Below are 23,869 nucleotides of genomic sequence, written 5' to 3' on the forward strand. Positions count from 1 at the left end.
TCTTCAGTTTGTTACATAGCACTCCTTAGTGTCACATGCTTCTATTCCTTACATAGCATACCTCACTTGTAATTATCTGCATAACTTTATTATTGACAACGCTATGAGAATCATTAGATATAGCACAAAAAAATCCCGTCAAACTTATTGACGGGATTTTTAGCATTATTTTATTCTGATACTTACTTTACAATCAGGAACTCTGACCGTCTGTTTAAAGAATATTGCGCTTCTGTACATGGTTTACAAACTTCTTTAGGTTCTGATTCTCCCATTCCTTTTCCGGAAATTCTGCTGGCATCGATTCCTTTAGAAATTATGTATTGAACAGTTGATTTTGCTCTTCTGTCAGATAAAGTCATGTTATAGTCATCGCTTCCTCTACTATCTGTATGCGATTTTGCCATGATAACCATTTTGTCATTATTTTTCATCACCTGAACCAATTTATCTAATTCAAAAGCACCTTCCTGAGTGATATTGCTTTTGTCAAACTCAAAGTAAATAGGTTTTAAGATAATTTCTGTTTCGGTCACAATAACATCTATTGGTTGTAATGGTGCATCGACATTGGCTTTTGGCCCTTTACTTTTGGCCACAGCGAAAGTATTGCCTTCATAACCATCTTTTGAAGCCTGAACTACATAAGCTCTGTCGCATTCAACTCGGTAGCCTACCTCGCCTTTAGCATTTGACATTTCCGTAGCGATAATGTTTTTCTTATCGTCAAGTATAGATACGCTTGCATTTGGCAAAATTTCGCCTGTTTTAGCGTTTGTAACGACAATTAATACATCAACAGCACAAAGTGGATTAACGATAAAGATATCATCGTTTCCGTTTCTGTTACTGGATAAGAAACCAATTTTTTTACTTTCGTTAAATGTGAAAGCAAAATCATCTTTTTCAGTATTTACCGGTTTGCCAAGATTAGTTGCTTCTGAATTATTTGACAAATCAACTTGATATATGTCTAATCCGCCTAAACCTTGTTTTCCGGCTGAAGCAAAATATAATGTTTTGTTATCATCAGCAATAAATGGGAAGTTTTCGTTTCCTTCAGTATTTACTTTGTTCCCTAGGTTTTGAGGTTCTCCATAGGATCCGTCGGTATTAACAGCTACTTTCCAAATGTCGTTTCCGCCAAGGCTTCCAGGTCTGTTAGAAGAAAAGTACAATGTTTTGCCGTCTCTGCTTAAACTTGGATTTCCTGTAGAATAAGCTTTGTCATTAAATGGTAAGGCAGAAATGCTTCCCCATGAGTCTCCATTTTTAGTGGCGCTGAAAAGATACACTTGACTAAATTTGGCATTTGCTTTTTTATCCTTTGGTGTAGCCTCATGCTCTTTGTAGCTTTCACTCGAAAAATAAGCTGTTTTCCCATCAGAACTTATAGTTATTGGCCCATCATGCCATTTCGAATTTAACTCGGTTACAGTTGAAGCATTGGTAATTGTTCCATCTTCATTGTAATCTGCTTTATAAATATCTAAGAATGGTTCATCTGTCCAGCCGTAGTTTTTACGTGCACCATTTCTGGCACTGGCAAAATACAAACTGTTGTCATACAACACTGCTGCGAAATCAGATTTGTCGCTACTGATGTCAGAAGATTTAACATCAAATAATTTTGTTTTATCCAATAATCTAGGAATGTAATTTGGATTTTCATTAAATGCTTTTGCTCTCAAATCATTTGGAACTGCCGTAGCAAATTTTCTCATTTGTTTGTTAGCATCTTCATATTTTCCTTCTGCTTTCAACATTTGAGCATAACGGTAGTATGTTTCTGCATCTTGTTGGGTCTCGGTAGCTTTTGCATACCATTTAACCGCTTCAGCCGAATTGAACATGTTATAATTGGCATCTGCTAGCTGCTTGTAAACATAAGGATCGGCTTTCCCGTTTTCCACCAGTTTCTGATATTCTTTGGCAGCGTCGATATATTCAAATCGGGCGAATAATTTATCTGCTAATTTGGTGTTTTTATTTTGCGCCGAAACCGTAAAACTGATGGCTACAAAACTTAATACTATATATAAATTTTTCATTTTTAGAATTACTTTATAGGTTAGAAATATCTTGGTGAACGTGATACTTTTTTCGGGAAGTTTAAATCAAATAACAGCATTACTTCATGTGAAGCTGGTGTTACAACATTTAAATCTGAAATAATGTGATCATACGCATATCCGATTCTCAGGCTTGGCGTTATGGCAAAATTTACCATTGCTCCAAATGAGTCTTCCAATCTATAAGTTGCTCCTAATTCTAGCTTGTCAAAAAACATAAAGTTAGTGGAAACATCAAAAGATGTAGGTGCATTTAAGGACGATTTAATCATCGCAAACGGTTTGAACTTTAAGTTAGGATTGATATCAAACACATAACCTCCGGTTAGGAAATAATGAATTACATCGGTTCCGTATTGCCTCCCGTCGAAATCTAAATATTTAGATTTTAACATATTTGGCACCGAAAAGGCGATATAATATTTATCTGTATAATAGAAAAGTCCGGAACCAATATTTAAAAAAGTATTATTTGGGTTTCCAGATCCAAAAACACCATCATTAGGATTAGGTAACGTTGGATAAATAGTGTTGAAATCAATTTTGTGCATAGTAGCTCCGGCTTTTAATCCAAATGCCAATCTACGTTCGCCACCTAAATTCAGAGTATAAGAGAAATCTGCGTAAAAATTATTCTCTTCTACCGGCCCGATTTTATCTGAGATAACAGAAAGTCCCAAACCAACATTTCTACCAACAGGAGCATGTATAAAAAACGTACCAGTAGTAGGTGCATCTTCAATTTCAACCCATTGTTTTCTGTAGAGCAATCCTCCGGATACACTCTCTTTTGAACCAGCATAAGCTGGATTCATCACACTCATATTGTACATATACTGTGTGTAATGCGGATCTTGCTGTGCTCTTAACTCTGTAATCGCTAAAGCCAATATCGCAATGAAATATACTTTCTTCATTTTGTTTTGTTTTATTTTGAATGTAAATTATATATTATGTTATTGTGCTCTATTGATGTAAATCCATCCTGTTTTTGTATCACCATTATTTCTATCAATGATGAAATAATAAGTTCCATCAGGAAGTTCTTCACCTCCATCTGATTTTCCGCCCCATTCATTAACATAATTATTGCGTGAATAAACTTTCATTCCTAAACGGTTAAATATAGTTAATTTTTTAACATCAAAACCTGTTAAGTCAAAAGTGTCATTCAAACCATCGTTATTAACTGAAATACCTTTTTGTATAATACAGAACACTGAATCTACATTGAAAGGAATTGACTGGGTAGAACAGCCATCCACAGTTATCGTTACAGTATATTTTCCAACGACTGTTACTGTTAAACTTTGTGCATTTCCAACGATAGCCCCATTAGCATTTTGCCAAACATAACTTGCTGTTTCAGGAACAAATGAACCATTAACCGGCGTAGCAGTTAATATATAATTCACACTTTGACATCCACCCGTAAGTTCAATAGTAACCGGAGCTATTATCATTATTTGTGTGCTGTTAGTTCCAGCCACCTGACACGTTGCGGTATTGGCGGCAATTGCATAGGTAATTGTATAAGCTCCCGGCGTGCTGTTTGGAATATTTATTTCTCCAGTTGTGCCATTAATTGCCAATCCTGTAGTTGAACTAAATGTTCCACCTGTTGTAAACCCTGTAGCTAATGTAGGTAATTGCAAAGCAACACTATCTGAAGAACAGAAAGGGGTGTCATAGCTAAACCCTGTTACCGGCGTAATTACAGGATTGATAACAATATCGAATGTATTAGTACCACCAACTAAGCAGGTAGCAGCATTTGCATTTGATGTGTATGTTATTGTATAACTTCCAGCAGTACTTGTTGCCAAATCTATCACACCAGTTGAACCGTTAATTGACAATCCAGTTGTGGAGCTAAACGTTCCGCCAGTTGTAAAGCCGGCGGCTAAAGTTGGTGATAAAGTAGCCTGGGCATTTTGACAAATAGGAGTTGTATAACTAAATCCAAGGACAGGGTTTATAACAGGATTAATTACTATTGTAGCATCACTAAAACCTGCAGAAACACATGTTGTCGTATTGAAAGCAACGCTATATCTGATAGTATGTAATCCAGGTGTTGAATTAGCTAAATCTATCTCACCAGTAGAGGTACTAACAAATACTAATCCGGTAGTTGTAACTTCAGAATATGTTCCTCCAGTTGTAAACCCAGAAGCAGAAGTATTTGGCAATGGATTAGGCGTTGCATTCTGGCAAACGGGAGTTACATAAGTAAATGTGGTTACAGATGGAGTAGGATTCACAACATCTATAAATACATTTACAGGTGCGGAAAAACAACCAGTTGATGTGTCTTTAACCACTAAAACATGATTTCCAGGCGCTAAATTACTAAATATTATTCCAGATGTTGTTCCGGTTAGGAAAGGGCCATTGTCAATGCTATATTGATAATTAGAAACTGTATAAGAATAACTTCCTACATTGGTATAATCTTCCGGGTCTAAAGCTGTCCAATCAGCAGCATTCCAAGTTGTATTAGGAATTGTTGAAGTGTTTAATCTTCTATAGGTATAACCGGGCTGACCACTTGGAGTAAATGTCGAACCATCGGTAACACCCCATACATCAACTTCAACATCAGCTGATGTTGTCAACCTAATATTATCATTATTATTTACTCCACCACATCCTGCAAAAGTTTGATTCGGAACAACACCAACGATATTTGAATCATTACTTACTTTAATTACATTGGTAGCATTATTAGCAATCGTTCCTGTTAAATTTAGGTTACAAGATAAATTTTCTGTGGTTGGAGGTGAACCCCATGTGTAGAATTTCAATTTGTAATTAGCTAAATTTACCGGTGCACCAGTTGCATTATATATTTCAACATAAGTTAAAGAACCAGCATTCGCATCGGTAACTTCAGAAATGAACAAATCAGAAACTGGTGAACCACCAACAGAAGCTGGTGAAGTGACACTAATTGATCCTGTTGGCGTTGTACAAGTAGACTGCGTAACAGTATACGTTGGTGCCGGAACAGTATTTATTGTCACGTTAAATGATTTTTCTGTGATACAACCATTTGTTCCAACAGCGTATATGTATACAGGTTGAGAACCGGTTAGTGGAATACTTATATCCAAAGGAGTTCCAACTCCACCAGCAGCAGCATAATAATCACCAACCGCTAATGCAGGTAAAGTAAATGTATCACAAGCAGTTACTGAAGGCTGTAAAACTATAGGGGAAGCCAATATTTCAACCTGAGTTTGAGTAGTATAAGCTACGCAACCACCCGTTGCCGGAATAGTATAAGTTACTGTGTAAACTCCAGCGGTACTGGCAACAGGTATAATTTCCCCTGTATTTTGATTCAGCAATAAACCAGCAGGTGTTGAAGAATATGTTCCTCCGGGAGTACCCGTTCTTACAACACTTTGAGATGAAGTTATACTATTACAATATGTAGCTGCAGGATATGAAATAGTTGCACTTGCAGGCGCAGTTATAATAACAGTTCTTGTAGTTGTAATAAATGGTATTGTAGTACAAGGTCCACCAATAGTCGTTGCCGATGTACTAGTAACTACGTAAGGACCTGGAGTACTTGCCAATAAATCAATTGTTCCGGTAGCAGAATCAATAACTAATCCCGGAGTAGATGTATATACCCCTGCAGAAGCGCCAGGTGCTAGGACCGGAGTAGGATTAGCTGCATTTTGACAATAATAGGTAGAAGGATAATTAAATGTATTTATAGGGAAACAAGCTGTTGTCCCTCCTCCTGAATTGGTTTGAGTAAATGTTACGGTTCCCGCTTGATTTGAAAAGTTTGTTATCATAATAACATAAACCTCACATAACTGAGCATTAGGGATACACATAATTTCAGTCGGTGCTGCAGAATAACTACAAGCATGAAGAGTTCCATTACAACCTTGGGCAGGTGTTAAAGGCGGTTGTTGACCCGCAAGCGGATTCGCAGGAACTCCTGAACAAGCAGTACTTAAGTCTGTAAATGGTCCCCAAGCAACATAATCAACGTCTCGTGGAACCCCACCAGTATCAACTTGCGATATTAAATAACTCAATGGGCCTGCTTGATTTACCTGTAAAAAGAAGAATGCAGGATTAGGGGAAGTGAATAAGCATCCTATTTGACCCAAACTAGGGACATTGGTTGAATTTGCGTATGTAACGGTCTGACCAGTACAAAATGCCGGTGCTTCTGTACAAGGTAATGTTCCTATACACAAATCAAAGTTTGTAAATACAGGAACTGTGCTTGTTGAAAAAACTCTGATATAGTAAGTTGTTCCGGGAACTAAGTTTGCTCCTGAATTACAGCCAACTTGCGTTAAGCCACCACAACTACCTTGGTAAATAGCATAACTCAAAGCTGTAGCAGGAATAACGTTATTAAACGAAATTATATGAGTAACAGAAGTAGCGGTAAATGTAAACCATACGTCATCATTAGCAGCACCCGCGCCTCCACAAGTTGTAGTCGGAAGTGATGCTGTTGCTCCTGATAAGGTACCATGAGTTGTTTGAACGCAGTTTAAATTTTGATTAACTATAGCAAATATTGCATTCGCACACTCATCATTAACAGGCAATGCTGCAAAATTAAAGGCTGACCATTCACTCGTATCTGTTGGAGAGCAAATTGCTCTAACATAAAACACGTATGCTGTTCCTGCTGATAAACCATTTGCAGTGTATGGACTTGTTGCCGGAATACCGTTTCCTGTTGGAACTGGTGAACCTGCCGGCAATACAAGTATTTCCCAAGCTGTTGCTGTTGAACCATCAGGATTCGGTAACTGAGTCCAGTTCAATACAGCAGATGTTTGAGTTATGTTAGTTGCTGAAAGTAAGGTTGGTCTTGCACAGGTTGGAGCGGGAGAACAAGTTACATTTGCAACCCATCCAGGATTGTTTACTGAGCCATCGCTTCTGAAAACAAAAGTTAAACAGCCCTCAGGAGAGGTAGAAGTAAATGGACCAGGAATAGTTGTACCCCAATATGACCCTGGAATACCACCAGGCACGTTTGCTGGAGGATTTGCAGTTGCGATTTGAGTCGAAGGATTAACTGTATTTCCGTCATAAACATACAGACCATCCCAGTTTGCTTCCGTATTAAAAGCGGTAAAGGTTACTGTTACTATTTCACCGGGAGTTGTTGGACAAATAATTGTGGTAACATTCGAATTGTTATTGTAATTTGCTGTAGGTCCTCCTTCATCGGTAAAAGTACCACCGCAAACAGGTGGAGCTACCAGCGTAGTGACTGTTCTTGGTCCGCCCCAAGTACTACTGTCTGTTGTACTACAAACTGCTCTGATATATATATCATAACATGTTGCAGGGGTTAACCCTGTAAGGGTGAAAGGATTTGTTGAGACATTCACAAAACCTGTTGAAGCAGCAGTTGGAGCTGGTGAACCACAAGGTAAAGCTAAAACTTGCCAAGCTGATGCGACAGTGGTATCAGGATTAACAGGTTGTGTCCAGTTCAATATAACAGAATTATGAGTAAGCGTATTAGATGTAATTGCCGCGGGAGTTCTACAAGTGGGCGGCGGAGCGCACGTTACATTTGAAACCCATCCAGGATTATTAATTGAGGCATCACTTCTAAATCTGAAAGTTAAGCAGCCATCCGCACTTGTTGAAGTGAAAGGGCCAGGAATTGTTGTTCCCCAATATGATCCTGCCAATGCTCCGGGTACATTTCCAGCTGGATTTGTACTTGCAATTTGTGGTGCTGTAATTGAGTTTCCATCAAAAACATATAAGCCATCATAAGTTGCTTCCGTATTAAACGATGTGAAAGTTACCGTTACAACATCACCTGTATTTATAGGACAAATAGTTACAGTTGAATCTGAAGTATTCGGATAATTTGCAGCCGCACCACCAGCATCAACAAAATTGCCGCCACAAACAGGCGGTGCAACTTGAGTTGTTACGGTTGTTGGTCCTCCCCAAGTACTACTATCAGTTGGACTACAAACCGCTCTTATATATATATTATAACATGTTGCAGAACTTAAACCGGTAAGGGTAAATGGATTAGTAGAGGCACTTACAAAACCTGTCGACGCAGCAGTTGGCGCAGGGGAAGCACATGGTAAGGCTAAAACTTCCCAGGCTGATGCAACAGTTGTATCAGGATTTGCAGGTTGTGTCCAGTTTAATATGACTGAACTCGAAGTAACAGTATTATTAGTTATTGCCGTTGGAGCTATACAAGTCGGTGGCGGACCACAGGTTACATTGGAAACCCATCCAGGATTGTTCACTGAGGCATCACTTCTAAATCTAAAAGTCAGACAACCGTCAGGACTTGTAGAGGTAAAAGGGCCAGGAATTGTTGTTCCCCAATAAGAACCAGCTAGACCGCCTGGTACATTTCCGGCCGGATTTGCACTTGCGATTTGCGGAGCTGAGATTGAATTACCATTAAATACATATAAGCCATCCCAGGTTGCTTCAGTATTAAATGAAGTAAAAGTCACTGTTACGATATCTCCAGTATTTACGGGACATATAGTCACCGTTGAATCTGAATTGTTCGCATAATTGGTTGTTGGACCAGCAGCATCCACAAAATTTCCACCACAAACAGGCGGCGCAATTTGAGTTGTTATTGTTGCAGGACCAGTCCAAGTACTATAGTCTATTACACTACAAGATGCTCTTACATATATATCATAACACGTTGTAGGCGATAATCCAGTAAGAGTAAAAGGATTGTTAGAAGTTGTCACAAACCCTGTTGAAGAACCAGTTGGAGCAGGCGAACCACAAGGTAGAGCTAAAACATGCCAAGAAGTTGCAACAGTTGTATCAGGATTTGCAGGTTGTATCCAGTTTAACACAACTGAAGTAGATAAAACACTACTTGTTGTTAGTGTTGTTGGATTTCTACAAACAGGAGGAGCACCACATGTGATATTACTTACCCATCCCGCTGCAGTAGTCGTAGCATCTGAGGTAAACACAAATGTTAAACATCCACTAGCAGCAGAAGATGTAAATGAAGGAGGCAAAGCCGTTCCGGATAAGTTGGCCAAAAGAGGTGCGGTTGCATCATTTCCATCATATATTTTTAAAAAGTCAGTACCAGCTTGTGTATTGAATGAAGTAAACGTTACAGTTACAACATCTCCCGTGTTTACAGGACAGATAGTAGTTGTTTGATTAGCATTACTAGGATAATTAGCAGCTAATCCACCAGTATCCACAAAATTACCTCCACAAACAGGTGGTGAAAGCTGCGTTGTAAATGTTGTCGGACCTGCCCATGTACTGCTGTCAGTAACGCTACAAACCGCTCTTATATATACATCATAACATGTTGCAGATGTTAATCCCGTGAGCGTGTAAGGATTGGCAGAAGTATTAATAAATCCTGTTGAACTGGCATTCGGAGCAACAGAACCACAAGGCAAAGCCAAAACTTGCCATGCCGATGCAACACTTGTATCAGGATTTGCGGGCTGTGTCCAGGTTAATGTTGCTGAGTTGGAAGTCACAGCACTTGGAATTATCGCGGTAGGCTTTCTACAAGTTGGTGGCGGAGCACAAGTTACATTACTTGCCCAGCCTGCAGCATTAGTTGTGGCATTTGAGGTAAACACAAAAGTTAAGCATCCTGAAGTTGAGGAAGCCGTATACGCAGGAGGTAAAGCTGTCCCAGAAAGTGTAGCTAATAATGGTGCAGTTGCACTATTACCATCATATACTTTTAAAAGGTCAACACCATTTTCCGTATTAAACGACGTAAAAGTTACAGTAACTAAATCGCCCGGATTTGTGGGGCAGATAGTTGTTGTGATGTTGGCGTTATTGGCATAATTTGCACTAACACCACCTGAATCAACAAAGTTACCACCACAAATTGGAGGCGCTACATTGGTTGTAAAGTTGGTGGAAGCCACAGACCATGGACTCGAGATTCCGGTTGTACACACTGCTCTGACCTGATATGAATATGTTGTATTTGGCGATAATCCAGTAGCAACAAATGGCAAGGCACCCGTATATAGAGGATATGTAATGGGAGAACCTACAGATGGAGTAACAATTATTTCCCAACCGTTCACTGTCCCATTAGGATTTGTCCAATTTAAAGTAGCACTATTTGAAGTTATTGTACTAGATGGTAATGTAGTTGGAGTTAAACACGCAGCATCAATGCTTACATCATCCACTAACCATCGGTCACCACCCAGATTTCCATCGGGCTGTGTATATACTTTCACAAAAGCAACATTAACAGTCAGACCGGCAAAGCCGCTCAGGTCGACAGTCTTTTCAGTATAGATATTAAAATTAGAAGTTGGTATAATTAAGTCATCCTCTGTCCATTGTTGCACTAGTGAATATGCGGAAGGATTAGTTTGCGACCCAGAAGGTGCTATTTTTATTTGATAAATTGTCCCCTGGTTTCCGCTGGTAAACATTCTTGTGTAAAAATGCAATACACCATTAGTTGGAATTAGCACAGTCGGAGTTGCTAAATATTCTTCGGAAGTATTTCCGGCATCAATATTTTCCCGGTTAACATATGCCGCGTTAGCGCCTTGGTAAACAGTCGGAGGAGTTGTTACGGCACTATTAATGCCCCAACGCACACTTGACCCTACACCATTATCAAATACAGCCCAGTTTCCTGTTCCTAAAGTCCAGTTTGTTGAAGGAGGCGTGTCAGGACCTGTAGTGTTCTCAAAACCTTCTAAAGCCATCTGAGAATAACCGCTTAAAGAAATGAATAAAAACAGTAATAGTAAAGTAAATTTTTTCATAAATGAAAATTTAGTTGTTGTTATATTTAATGAAGAAAATTGAAGCCCAAATTTAATAAAATTTATGAATTATTTAAGAATTGTTTCTAAAAAAGCGCACATTTAACAAAAACCCTTAAAGCAATCATAAGAATCGTTGGTAATTATGTGATAAATTAATTCTCAAATGTCTAATTTTGCCAAAGAATCGAAAAAAATGTTAGAAAAAGAAGTTATAAATTTTGAAAGAACCGTAATTGTTGGAATAGTTACGCAAAATCAAAGCGAAGAAAAGTTAACAGAATATTTAGACGAGCTAGAATTTTTAACCTATACTGCTGGTGGAGAAGTTATTAAAAGATTTTCCCAAAAATTAGAGAAGCCGAATCCCAAGACCTTTTTAGGAACAGGTAAAATGGATGAAATTAGTTTGTACATCAAAGAAAAAAATATTTCTACTGTAATTTTTGATGATGAATTGTCTCCATCCCAACAAAAAAATATTTCTAAAATACTTGATTGCAAGGTTCTTGACAGAACAAATTTGATTCTGGATATTTTTGCTCAAAGAGCAGAAACTTCTTATGCAAGAACACAAGTAGAGTTGGCACAGTGTCAATATTTATTGCCAAGACTTTCCGGAATGTGGACACACTTGGAACGCCAAAAAGGTGGAATTGGTCTTCGTGGCCCTGGGGAAACAGAAATTGAAACCGATAGAAGGATTGTTAGGGATAGAATTGCGTTATTAAAGGAAAAAATAAAAACCATTGACAAACAAATGTCTGTACAAAGAGGCAATCGGGGCGCAATGGTTAGAGTTGCTTTGGTGGGATATACCAATGTTGGGAAATCAACGTTGATGAATGTAATTAGCAAAAGTGAAGTGTTTGTTGAAAATAAATTATTCGCTACGTTAGATACAACAGTTCGAAAAGTGGTTATTAAAAACCTGCCTTTTTTGCTTTCAGACACCGTGGGATTTATAAGAAAATTACCAACTCAATTGGTAGATTCATTTAAAAGCACGCTTGATGAAGTTCGTGAAGCTGATTTATTACTGCATGTTGTTGATATTTCTCATCCCGATTTTGAAGAACATATTAGTTCAGTAAATCAGATTTTGCAGGATATAAAAAGCAACGATAAACCTACGATAATGGTTTTTAATAAGATAGACGCTTTTAAAAATCAAGAAATCGAAAATGACGATTTAATTACCGAAAAGACAGCAAAGCATTATACCTTAGAAGAATGGAAGTTGACCTGGATGAGTAATGTAGGAAAAAAAAACACCTTATTTATTTCAGCAACCAATAAAGAGAATTTTGAAGAATTCAGAGAAAAAATATACGAATCAGTTAGAAAAGTACACATTACAAGATTCCCATATAACAAATTCCTGTATCCGGATTATAAAGATGCTGTTGAAAAAGAATAACCTTTAATTTTCTATTGCAGGTAATAAATATACCCAAAATTGAACCAAACATTCCAGTCGTTTGCCCTATTCTCAGGATATCTGGTAGGGTCAGGATTTAAACCGTCAACCCAATTTGAAAAGTAATATTGCAATCTAAAATCAACCATCAAATCTGATAACGCGGTTAATTTGTATCTGCAACCAACGCTGGAAACGATAGACCAAACGGTTCCGCCTTGATTTGTGTATCCATCCTGATACTTGACTGGTAATGTAAATGGACCTATTGGACCAAGTGTTGACCAAGCCTTAGGCTGATAAAAACTAAATTGCCCACCTAAACTGATAAAGGGCGCAAACGAACCTAAAGTGGCTGTAAATTCCCTAACACTTAACGGAAAAAACTCCAACTGCATGCCAATATTGGTCACAGCGGTGCTTCCTCTCATTGCTCGTAATTGATCTGCAATTTGCCCTGTCCTGCTTGGGTCTACATATTTTCCAAAATGTTGTAATTCTGTTTTATTGTAGGAAAGCTCACTTCTTAACTTGAAATGATCATTAAAGTAAGTCTCCGGAGTATAACAATTACATTCAGCTCGGTAGGAGAAATTCAAATAATGAATAATCCCTATAGCATACCCCGTATTTCCCGCATTAGTAGAAAAATCGTGACGTTCACCGTAATCTGATTGAAAAGCAACTGGTCCAAGTATAGCGCCAATTTCATGGGAAAATCCAAACTGAGCATTTACGCTGTTTGATAATCCAAATAACAATAGTAAGGTTATGATAAAATTTTTGGGCATTTGCATTCTAATTTGTTCAAATCTCGACAAATATATAAAAACATAATCAGTTATAAAATAAAATAAAAAATACTTGGCTTATATACGAAAAAATAAAGAAGAAGTTTTAAACGCCATAGGTTTAATTGATTTTCTCCAGTTTTCTTATCATATCCATAAAAACTATGATAATTAAGAAAAATATATTCGGCTGTTTTTGAATAAAATGTATATTTGTCCGATTTTACGAAATCGATTTCTTAAAAATATAAATAGTATAATTTATGTCACAAAGTATTAACGCATTTATGGAATTGGTTGCAAAAAGAAATGGTCACGAACCAGAATTTATGCAGGCAGTTATGGAAGTTGCTGAAACAGTAATTCCGTTTATTGAACAAAATAAAAAATACGAGGGCAAAATGCTTTTGGAAAGAATGGTAGAACCGGAAAGAGTAATCATGTTCCGTGTTACCTGGATCGACGATGCGGGAAATACACAAGTAAACCGAGGTTACAGAATTCAGATGAATTCGGCAATCGGTCCATACAAAGGAGGAATTCGTTTTCACCCTTCTGTAAACTTGAGTATCCTGAAATTCTTAGCTTTCGAACAAACTTTCAAAAACAGCTTAACAACATTACCAATGGGTGGTGGAAAAGGCGGTTCTGATTTTGACCCAAAAGGGAAATCCGATATCGAAATCATGAAATTCTGCCAGGCATTCATGACTGAATTGTCGAAACATATTGGTGCTGATACTGACGTTCCTGCGGGAGATATTGGTGTTGGAGGAAGAGAAGTTGGCTACATGTTCGGTCAATACAAAAGAGTAAGAAACGAATTTACCGGAGTTTTAACCGGAAAAGGAATCACTTTCGGAGGTTCATTAATCCGTCCGGAAGCTACAGGTTACGGCGATGTTTACTTCGCTCAAAGCATGTTGGCTACCAAAGGTCAAAGCTTCGACGGAAAAACGGTTGTAGTTTCAGGTTCCGGAAATGTTGCTCAGTATGCATGCGAAAAAGCAACTGAACTTGGAGGAAAAGTAGTTACACTTTCTGATTCATCAGGTTATATTTATGATGCTGATGGAATCACGCCCGAAAAATTGGCTTACGTAATGGAAATCAAAAACGTAAACTACGGAAGAATCAGTGATTACGTGGGAAAATATCCAAATGCAAAATTCGTTGCAGGCAAACGCCCATGGGAAGTTAAATGTGATGTGGCTTTGCCATGTGCTACTCAAAATGAATTAAACGGGGATGAAGCGAAAACACTTATCGCCAACGGATGTATGTGTGTTGCCGAAGGTGCCAACATGCCTTCAACCCCGGAAGCAGTTACCGAATTCCTAAAAGCAAAAATTCTTTTCGCCCCAGGAAAAGCTTCTAACGCCGGCGGTGTTGCCACTTCAGGTCTTGAAATGTCACAAAACTCATTGCGTTTGAGCTGGACATCAGAAGAAGTTGACCAACGATTGAAAAATATCATGGCAAACATCCACGAAGCCTGCGTAAAGTATGGCACTGATGCAAATGGCTATACTGATTACGTGAAAGGAGCAAACATTGCCGGTTTCGTAAAAGTAGCCGATGCCATGTTAGCACAGGGAATAGTATAATATTAACCAACATAAACCCTAAAAATGCCGTCAGAAATGATGGCATTTTTGATTTAAATATAACAATTAGATAGTTTTTGCGTTATATACTATATTTGTATGCTAATTTTTTTCAGATGAAAAAGTGCTTTTTCTGGCTTTTACTGCTTTTTTACCAAATTTGTTTTTCTCAACCGTTTCAGAATTGGAAAGGTTATTTTTCATACAATCAAATTAAGGATATTTCACAGTCAAGCACTAAAATTTATGCTGCCGCCGAAAATGCTTTGTTTACCAAAAACCTCACTTCCAACGATATTAAAACCATAAATACTATTGATGGTCTTTCGGGACAAACGATTTCAGCCATTTATCACAGTGACACTTTCAACAAAACAATAGTTGGCTACGAAGACGGATTGATGATTGTCATTAACGATGCCGATGGAACCATGTTAAATGTTGTGGATATCATTAATAAAAACATTCCCGCCAATATAAAAAAAGTAAACCATTTCATGGAATATGATGGCATCATATACGTTTCATGCGATTTCGGGATTGTGCAATATAAATTGGCTACCTTAGAATTTGGCGACACGTATTTTATTGGTCCGTCCGGACAGGAAATTAAAGTCTATCAAACAGCAGTTTTTAACGGTGACATATATGCGGTGACACAATATTACGGAATCAGAAAAGCAGCCATAACAAATCCAAATCTGAACGATTATGCACAATGGCAGGTTTTTGATAGTGGCTATTGGAGTGGATTGGTAACTTTCAATAATCAGCTGATAGGAATGAGCGTTAATAATAATATCTATAAATACAATGGTTCTTTTTTCGAACAGATTGGAACAATTGGCCAACCCGGACTTGATATTCGTGCCGCCGGCAATTATATGGTTGTAACTTCGTTAAATAAAGTCTTAGTATTTAATCAATCTTTAAGTCAGATAGTAACAATTCAAAGCAGTCAGATAACTTTAATTCCTGTAACATTTTGCTGTGCTACTGTTGCCAACGACACTATTTATATTGGCACAAATGAAAACGGAATCGTTTCGGCACCCATTACTTCTCCAACCAGTTTTGAATTTATTATGCCCAATGGACCGCAAAGGAATAATATATTTGCGATAGACACTTCATCATCTAATTTATGGGCGGTGTATGGGGGTTATAATGGCGATTATAATCCTTATACTTATTTAAATATAGGGCAACCTGCAAGTTTTGGAATTAGCAAATACAACCAATCGGGTTGGCTGAATATTCCCTATAGTGATGTTTTACAAGCAAGAGCTTTAGTTAGGATTGCCGTAAATCCAAATGACGAAACACAGGTTTATTTTGGCTCTTATCACAACGGATTATTAAAAATCGAAAACGATATTCCAACAACCCTTTATGATAACACTAACAGTACATTGGAGATAAGTGTCGGTACTGAAATATGGGTAAATAGTACAACTTTTGATAAATCCAGTAATTTATGGATGACCGACAGCAGAACAAAAAAAGCACTACAAGTTTTAAAATCCAATGGAACATGGCAATCTTTTGATATGGAAACTATTTTAACCGATTATGCAAGTAACGATTTTTGTAAAATAGCAATCGATAAAAGTGGGACAAAATGGATTGCCTCTTCTAAAAATGGCGTTATTGCTTTTAATGAAAATTCGAGCGTCGGGTTTAAAAAGATAGCAGAAGGAGTCGACTTAGGAAATCTTCCTTCTCAAGATGTTCGGGCAATTGCCGTAGATAACAGAAATCAGGTTTGGATTGGCACAAATAAGGGATTGCGCGTATTGCCTAGCACCGGAAACTATAATAGTGGCGAGCAAATGAAAGCCAATGCAATTATAATTCTGGAAGATGGCCTGGCACAAGAACTTTTGTACGAACAATTTATTACCGATATTGTCGTTAATGGTTCTAATCAAAAATGGATAGGAACAGCCGATTCGGGTGTTTTTCTGTTTTCTTCAAATGGTCAGGAAACGATTTATCATTTTACAAAAGACAATTCGCCCTTACCCAGTAATGTGATAAATGACATCGATATCAATTCAGTTACTGGCGAAATTTTCTTTGCTACCGATAAAGGAATGGTTTCTTTTCAAGGTACATCCACAAGACCTGCGGATAATCTGGACGCGGTATATGTTTACCCAAATCCGGTTCGGCCCGAATTTGTGGGAACAGTTAAAATCGCCGGATTAATCTCGAAAGCCAATATCAAAATCACCGACATAGAAGGGAATTTGGTTTACGAAACCACTTCCGAAGGCGGAACGGTCGAATGGGATACCAAAGCTTTCGGAAAACACAATGTAGCCTCAGGAGTTTATATGATTTTCATTGCTGCTGAAGATGCTTCCGAAACTGCCGTAAAAAAAGTGATGATTATCAGATAATGCTCGTCAAAACCAAAGCCATCGTTATTTCATCTTTAAAATATCAAGAAAAAAGCCTGATAGTGAAATGCCTGACACAGTCTGATGGTTTGAAAAGCTATTTTGTACCCAATGCTTTTTCGGCAAAAAATCAATCCCGAAGTTTCGGGAAAAAAATAGCGTATTTCCAACCTTTATCTATTCTTGAAATCGAAGGTAGTCACAAGAACAAAGGAACACTCGAACATTTCAAAGAAATAAAACTCGCACACGCTTATCAAACTATTTCAACCCATATCGTCAAAAGCACTATTGTGATGTTTCTTTCAGAAATCATTCATCACAGCATACACGAAGAGGAAAAAAACGAAAACCTGTTCAATTTTCTGGAATCGGCACTACTTTGGCTCGATGCCCATAATGAAATGGCAAATTTCCATTTGATTTTGATGTTGGAGATGACAAAGTTTTTGGGGTTTTATCCCGACACTTCTGAAAGTGGTTTTAAATTTTTTGACTGCAAAGAAGGAAACTTTACGGCCTTTCAGGGAACTAATTGCCTTTCCGAACACGAAACTTTTCTGTTTAAAAAACTAATCAATCTAAAATTTGACTCCGATCAAAAAGTCTTTTCGGGCATAGAGCGTCAAATACTACTAAAAATACTGCTCGACTATTACGCCATTCATCTCGATGGATTCAGAAAGCCAAAATCACTTGAGGTTTTAAAAGAGGTTTTTGCTTAAAGTTCTTTGGGCGTTTACCTTCGGGTCGTGCTTTCCGTTCCAATCTTTTTTGTTTTGTCTCCCTGAGCGCAGTCGAAGGGCTTTTTACAAACAAAAAAGGATTTCCTCTTCAATCACTAACGCAAAAAAACCGCAGTCATAACCCATAACTCATAACAATTTATTACTTTCGCAGACTTGATTAAAGAAGGCGACAAAAATGAGTACTAAGTTTACTGAATACAAAGGACTTGACTTGCCTACTGTGGCATCAGAAGTACTGGAGTTCTGGAAAGAAAATAACGTCTTTGAACAAAGCGTGACTTCCCGTGAAGGGGCTACACCTTATGTGTTTTTCGAAGGGCCACCATCTGCAAATGGTTTGCCTGGAATTCACCACGTAATGGCACGTGCTATCAAAGATATTTTCTGTCGTTATAAAACTCAAAAAGGTTTCCAGGTGAAGCGTAAAGCAGGTTGGGACACTCACGGTTTGCCAGTCGAATTAGGCACCGAAAAAGAATTAGGAATTACCAAAGAAGACATCGGGAAAACCATTTCCATCGAAGAATATAACGAAGCATGTAAACGCACCGTTATGCGCTACACCGATGTATGGAATGACCTCACCGAAAAAATGGGATATTGGGTTGATATGGAAGATCCGTATGTGACCTACAAATCCAAATACATGGAGTCGGTTTGGTGGTTATTGAAACAGATTTACAACAAAGATTTATTATACAAAGGTTACACAATCCAGCCGTATTCTCCAAAAGCCGGAACCGGGTTATCTTCACACGAAGTAAACCAACCCGGAAGTTATAGAGATGTAACAGATACCACAGTTGTGGCGCAATTCAAAACTTTAGCAGAAACCTTACCGAGCTTTTTACAAGGATTCGGAACGGTTCACATTTTAGCCTGGACGACAACGCCATGGACGCTTCCAAGCAACACTGCATTGACAGTTGGACCAAAAATCGATTATGTTTTGGTTGAAACTTTCAATCAATATACTTTCCTACCGGTAAAAGTCATTTTGGCTAAAAACCTAGTCGGAAAACAATTCGGGAAAGGATTTTTTGCAAGCACAGAAGCTTCTGATTTTGAAAATTTCAAAGCTAACGACAAACAAATTCCATTCAAAACTTTAACCGAATTCAAAGGAAAAGATTTAGTCAACATTCGTTACGAACAACTGATGCCATTGGTATTACCATATCAAAATCCACAAGATGCTTTCCGAGTAATTTCAGGAGATTTTGTTACTACTGAAGACGGAACCGGAGTTGTCCATACTGCGCCAACTTTTGGTGCCGATGATGCTAAGGTTGCCAAAGAAGCAAAACCGGAAGTTCCACCAATGTTAGTTTTGGATGCAAATGGAAATCCAGTGCCGTTAGTTGATTTACAAGGGAAGTTTATTCAAGGTTTAGGCGATTTATCTGGCAAGTATGTAAAGAACGAATATTACGAAGTAAATGAAGCACCGGAACGTTCTGCAGATGTTGAAATAGCCATCCAGTTAAAAGAAGAAAACAAAGCATTCAAAGTAGAGAAATACGTTCACAGTTATCCACACAGCTGGAGAACTGACGAACCATTATTATATTATCCATTGGATTCCTGGTTCATCAAAGTAACTGAAGTTAAGGACAGAATGTTCAACCTAAACGAAACCATCAACTGGAAGCCAAAAGCAACAGGTGAAGGCCGTTTCGGAAATTGGCTGAAAAATGCCAACGACTGGAACTTATCGCGTTCGCGTTATTGGGGAATTCCATTGCCAATCTGGAGAACAGAAGACGGAACAGAAGAAATCCTTATCGGTTCGGTTGAAGAACTGTATAACGAAATAGAAAAAGCAATTATAGCCGGAGTTGAAACCGTAAATCCTTTCAAAGGTTTTGAAATCGGAAACATGAGCGAGGAAAATTATGATTTAGTTGATTTGCACAAAAACGTTGTTGACGCGATTACGTTAGTTTCTCCATCCGGAAAACCAATGAAACGCGAAGCAGATTTGATTGATGTTTGGTTTGATTCGGGCGCGATGCCTTATGCGCAATGGCATTATCCATTTGAAAACAAAGACAAGATTGACCAGAACAAAGATTTTCCAGCCGATTTTATTGCAGAAGGTGTTGACCAAACTCGTGGTTGGTTTTATACCTTGCACGCTATCGGAACTTTGGTTTTTGATAAAATTGCCTATAAAAATGTAGTTTCAAACGGTTTGGTTCTGGACAAAAACGGACAAAAAATGTCCAAGCGTTTAGGAAATGCGGTTGATCCGTTTACAACATTAGCAGAATATGGCCCAGATGCCACACGTTGGTATATGATTTCGAATGCAAATCCGTGGGACAACCTGAAATTTGATATTGAAGGCGTTGCCGAGGTACGTCGCAAATTCTTCGGGACTTTATACAATACGTATTCGTTTTTTGCGTTATATGCTAACATTGATGGATTTAAATATGCTGAAGCCGAAATTCCGTTAGAAGAAAGACCGGAAATTGACCGTTGGATTTTATCAGAATTACACACTTTGATAAAAGTGGTTGACGAAGCTTATGCGGATTACGAACCAACAAAAGCGGCTCGTGCCATTTCTGATTTTGTTCAGGAGAACCTGAGTAACTGGTATGTTCGTTTGTGCAGAAGAAGGTTCTGGAAAGGCGAATACGAAAAAGATAAGATTGCGGCATACCAAACATTGTATACTTGTTTGATAAACGTGGCAAAACTATCGGCACCCATTGCTCCGTTTTTTATGGACAAATTATATCGCGATTTGGTTAAAACCACTAATAGTGAGGAATTTACCAGTATTCACTTGGCAAAATTCCCTGTTTCGGTTGAAAACTTTGTTGATAAATCACTCGAGAGCAAAATGATGAAAGCGCAAACAGTTTCGTCACTAGTTTTATCGCTTCGAAAGAAGGAAATGATAAAAGTGCGTCAACCGTTGCAAAAGGTTATCATTCCTGCCTTTGACGCTAATTTTAAAGCTGAAATCCTTGCGGTTTCTGATTTGATAAAAGCCGAAGTAAATGTCAAGGAAATCGAACTTTTAGACGATGCGTCTGGGGTTTTAGTGAAGCAGATTAAACCAAATTTCAAAACACTTGGCCCACGCTTTGGTAAAGACATGGGATTGATTGCCAAAGAGATACAGAATTTTTCAGCGGAACAAATTAACGAACTGGAAAGAAATGGGGAACTAATGCTTGTTATATCAGGAAATAACATAATTTTAACATCCGATGATGTAGAAATTTCTTCACAAGATATTCCGGGATGGTTAGTCGCAAATGCAGATGGTATAACAGTTGCATTAGATATTACCTTAACAGAAGAATTGGTAAAAGAAGGAATAGCCAGAGAATTGGTCAACCGAATCCAAAATCTTAGAAAAGACAGTGGTTTTGAAGTAACAGATAAAATTAAGGTTCATTTGCAGCCAAGTGAAGGTTTAGAAAAAGCAGTTGTTGCCAATGAAAAATATATCAAATCGGAAACATTAACAGAAACATTAGTTTTTGTAGATGATTTGACAAACGGAACAGAAATAGAATTTGACAATATAAAAACAAGAATATTAATCTCAAAATAGAATTAAGATGACAGAAGAAAAAATGAGATACTCAGATGCAGATTTAGCAGAGTTCAAAGAAATTATTATAAACAAAATGGAAAAGGCAAAAGTTGACTTAGAGTTGATAAAAAGCGCCTATATGAATGACTTAAACAACGGAACGGATGATACATCGCCAACGTTTAAAGCATTTGAGGAAGGCAGCGAAACCATGTCTAAAGAAGCCAACTCGCAGTTAGCTATTCGTCAGGAGAAGTTTCTTCGCGATTTAAAAAATGCGCTTTTCCGTGTTGAGAATAAAACGTATGGCGTTTGTAAAGTAACAGGAAAGCTTATCTCTAAAGAAAGATTACGTGTTGTTCCTCATGCTACAATGAGTATCGAAGCAAAAAATCTGCAACGATAACAATTTTACTATTTAATAAAGGTAACGCTCCAAAAAGGGGCGTTATTTTTTAGAAAATAATACTATTTTTGCGCCATCAAAATTCAAAAAATGTCATTAAGAAATTCTATTTTAATCATTGCCATTATTTTATTGGTTGACCAATTCGTCAAAATTTATATCAAAACCAACTTCGTTTATGGCGAAGCCGGACAAATTGACGTTGCCAGTTGGTTTAAAATATTATTGATTGAAAACGAAGGAATGGCTTGGGGAACAAAAATTCCCGGAGCTTACGGCAAGTTAATATTGACTGTTTTCAGAATCTTAGCGGTATTTGGAATTGGCTATTGGCTGTATGATGCGAGCACAAAACACAGTACTAATTATTTGATGGTCGCCATTTCACTGATTTTTGCAGGAGCAGTTGGTAACATAATAGATTCAGTTTTTTACGGAGCTATTTTCGATAACAGCTACAACAATGTAGCTACTTTATTTGCTGAACAGCCTTACGGAACCTGGTTTCATGGCAAAGTAGTTGATATGTTGTACTTTCCAATTTTAGAAGGCAATTTTCCGAAATGGCTGCCTGTTTGTGGCGGATATCCATTCAAATTCTTTAATGCTATTTTTAATATTGCCGATATGGCGATTTCTACAGGTGTTGGAATTTTGATTGTGTTTAACAAAAAAGCATTCGCAAAGAGAACGTCGCTTGGAACTAACGGAACGAATGAATAGTGTTTGGCGTAACACAATAATCTAACCGAATATCGGAAGGAGAAACACCGTCAATAACATCTTCAGGTTCAAAGAAGGAAAGTCCAATTTTGACAACATCATCCCGGCATTTTGCTAAAAAGGCATCGTAGAATCCTTTGCCATAACCCACTCTGTTTCCCAGTTTATCATACGCCAAAAGCGGTACAAAAACCACTTCAATTTTAGAATTCGGGACTTCTCCCGAAGCGTCGGGACCATCTATAGGTTCGTAGATATTGTGTTGATTTTTTTGAAATTTAGTATTATCCGTCAGAAGAAAATTCGTCATTTCAAGAGTGTCAAAATTGCTTTTCGCAACAACAATTTCTTTGTCTTTCCCTGCCAAAACCTGAAGCAAAAATTCGGTTTCTACTTCCTTTTGCTCTTCTATCGTGAGAAATAAGTGAAAATAGGTTTTCTCCCAAACATCAAGCTGCAGCATTTTATTGGCAATGGCTAAGCTCTTGTCTTCAATTTCCTCGATTGATAATTGCTGCCGTAAGGCTTTATATTTTGCCCTGAGTTCTTTTTTATTCATACTCTAAATTACGATTCTTTCTTTTTTCTCTTTCCTGTTTTTGGAAAAAAACCTTTAAGGGAAATAATTTTTTGTTCAAACCCATTTTGGTTGCCAAATCTATTTTTATAACCACAATAACGGTAATCAAGTAAGGCATCATTAAAATTATCATAATCGTGCAAAATTTTAATATTCAGCAATAGTGTAGCTACCGATTCGAGTTGGTTGAGTTTATTAGCAGCATACTGTCTTGTTTGGTAATCGGCTTCAAACTCATTCCAGTTTATATCTGGTGAACACAAGTTGGTTTGCGTTTTCTGAATGTCACGCACCTTGTCAATAAAAAGTCGTTTCTGATCACCAATTTTTCCATATCGGCTGCGCTCTTTTGGGGTAAGATTATAGGTATGTGCCTCCACAATATTTAAAATAGTAGTAATGGCTCCGTCAAGCTGCTGTTTTTCGGTTGCTGTAAAATGATTTTTGGCTAAATTGTCTAATGGCATCGCTAAAAAGATTGGTTTTATATGTAAAATTAATAATTTTATTTAAAATATAAATAAAAATTATTATAATGTTAATGTTTTTTATTATTATGATATTAGAAAGTATTAAAATATAAATAAATAGTATTATATAATTAATGAAATTTATTAATATTATACGTTGCCGAAGCATTTTACATCCTGTGAAATAGTATTTGGCAGCTGAAGAATTTAAAGTTAAATTTGTTTGAATTAAATGGTACTTCACACTCTCTGAGAAAATCGCTCCAATACAGAAAAAACCCAAATCCGCAATCTA

The 23,869-nt window shown here is 37.5% G+C and carries 13 protein-coding genes; 7 read left to right on the forward strand and 6 right to left on the reverse strand.

What is annotated here, in order from left to right:
- Positions 1–182: 182 nt before the first annotated feature.
- Genes Q0Q99_RS04445 through Q0Q99_RS04455 form a run of 3 tightly spaced genes read right to left on the reverse strand, consistent with a single transcriptional unit; the run spans position 183 to position 10,864 of the window.
- A complete protein-coding gene (locus tag Q0Q99_RS04445) occupies positions 183–2,051 on the reverse strand; it encodes an OmpA family protein (protein WP_293892043.1) in 1,869 nt (622 codons plus the stop codon).
- Between the two features lie 20 nt (positions 2,052–2,071).
- Positions 2,072–2,989 (reverse strand): type IX secretion system membrane protein PorP/SprF, encoded by a 918-nt coding sequence (locus Q0Q99_RS04450; protein ID WP_293892045.1) that lies wholly within the window; start codon positions 2,987–2,989, stop codon positions 2,072–2,074.
- 39 nt (positions 2,990–3,028) lie between these two features.
- Positions 3,029–10,864 carry a fibronectin type III domain-containing protein gene (locus Q0Q99_RS04455; protein ID WP_293892047.1) on the reverse strand — a complete coding sequence of 2,612 codons (7,836 nt, stop codon included), beginning with the start codon at positions 10,862–10,864 and terminating at the stop codon, positions 3,029–3,031.
- Between the two features lie 196 nt (positions 10,865–11,060).
- Between Q0Q99_RS04455 and hflX the strand changes: the two genes are divergently transcribed.
- Positions 11,061–12,284 (forward strand): GTPase HflX, encoded by a 1,224-nt coding sequence (gene hflX, locus Q0Q99_RS04460; RefSeq protein ID WP_293892187.1) that lies wholly within the window; start codon positions 11,061–11,063, stop codon positions 12,282–12,284.
- Between the two features lie 11 nt (positions 12,285–12,295).
- Here hflX and Q0Q99_RS04465 read toward each other — a convergent pair whose 3' ends face one another.
- Positions 12,296–13,075 carry a glutamate dehydrogenase gene (locus tag Q0Q99_RS04465; protein ID WP_293892049.1) on the reverse strand — a complete coding sequence of 260 codons (780 nt, stop codon included), beginning with the start codon at positions 13,073–13,075 and terminating at the stop codon, positions 12,296–12,298.
- A 263-nt stretch (positions 13,076–13,338) separates the two neighbouring features.
- On the opposite strand from Q0Q99_RS04465, the gene gdhA reads away from it, so the two are divergent.
- The 6 genes from gdhA to Q0Q99_RS04495 all read left to right on the forward strand — a co-directional run bounded on the left by gdhA (position 13,339) and on the right by Q0Q99_RS04495 (position 22,524).
- Positions 13,339–14,682 carry an NADP-specific glutamate dehydrogenase gene (gene gdhA, locus Q0Q99_RS04470; RefSeq protein ID WP_293892051.1) on the forward strand — a complete coding sequence of 448 codons (1,344 nt, stop codon included), beginning with the start codon at positions 13,339–13,341 and terminating at the stop codon, positions 14,680–14,682.
- 116 nt (positions 14,683–14,798) lie between these two features.
- Positions 14,799–17,087: a T9SS type A sorting domain-containing protein gene (locus tag Q0Q99_RS04475; protein WP_293892053.1), complete on the forward strand. Its 2,289-nt coding sequence runs from the start codon at positions 14,799–14,801 to the stop codon at positions 17,085–17,087.
- Positions 17,087–17,812, forward strand: a complete 726-nt coding sequence (gene recO / locus Q0Q99_RS04480; RefSeq protein WP_293892055.1) for a DNA repair protein RecO — start codon at positions 17,087–17,089, stop codon at positions 17,810–17,812. The genes Q0Q99_RS04475 and recO overlap by 1 nt, the downstream gene beginning before the upstream one ends.
- Positions 17,813–18,011: 199 nt before the next feature.
- Complete coding sequence (ileS, locus tag Q0Q99_RS04485; protein ID WP_293892057.1) at positions 18,012–21,413, forward strand: isoleucine--tRNA ligase; 3,402 nt, start codon at positions 18,012–18,014, stop codon at positions 21,411–21,413.
- Between the two features lie 7 nt (positions 21,414–21,420).
- Positions 21,421–21,801, forward strand: a complete 381-nt coding sequence (locus tag Q0Q99_RS04490) for a TraR/DksA C4-type zinc finger protein (RefSeq protein ID WP_293892060.1) — start codon at positions 21,421–21,423, stop codon at positions 21,799–21,801.
- Positions 21,802–21,891: 90 nt separating this feature from the next.
- Positions 21,892–22,524, forward strand: coding sequence for a lipoprotein signal peptidase (locus tag Q0Q99_RS04495; protein WP_293892063.1), 633 nt, complete (start codon positions 21,892–21,894; stop codon positions 22,522–22,524).
- Here the strand turns inward: Q0Q99_RS04495 and Q0Q99_RS04500 are convergent.
- Both Q0Q99_RS04500 and Q0Q99_RS04505 read right to left on the reverse strand, forming a co-directional pair.
- Complete coding sequence (locus tag Q0Q99_RS04500; protein WP_293892066.1) at positions 22,505–23,083, reverse strand: 5-formyltetrahydrofolate cyclo-ligase; 579 nt, start codon at positions 23,081–23,083, stop codon at positions 22,505–22,507. The two genes, Q0Q99_RS04495 and Q0Q99_RS04500, sit on opposite strands and share 20 nt — an antisense overlap.
- A gap of 8 nt (positions 23,084–23,091) precedes the next feature.
- The gene (locus Q0Q99_RS04505) at positions 23,092–23,571 is read right to left on the reverse strand and encodes a hypothetical protein (RefSeq protein ID WP_293892069.1); all 480 of its coding nucleotides are present in this window, start codon (positions 23,569–23,571) and stop codon (positions 23,092–23,094) included.
- Positions 23,572–23,869: the final 298 nt, after the last annotated feature.

Origin of the sequence: Flavobacterium sp., from assembly GCF_025352425.1 — a bacterium.
Taxonomy (GTDB): domain Bacteria; phylum Bacteroidota; class Bacteroidia; order Flavobacteriales; family Flavobacteriaceae; genus Flavobacterium.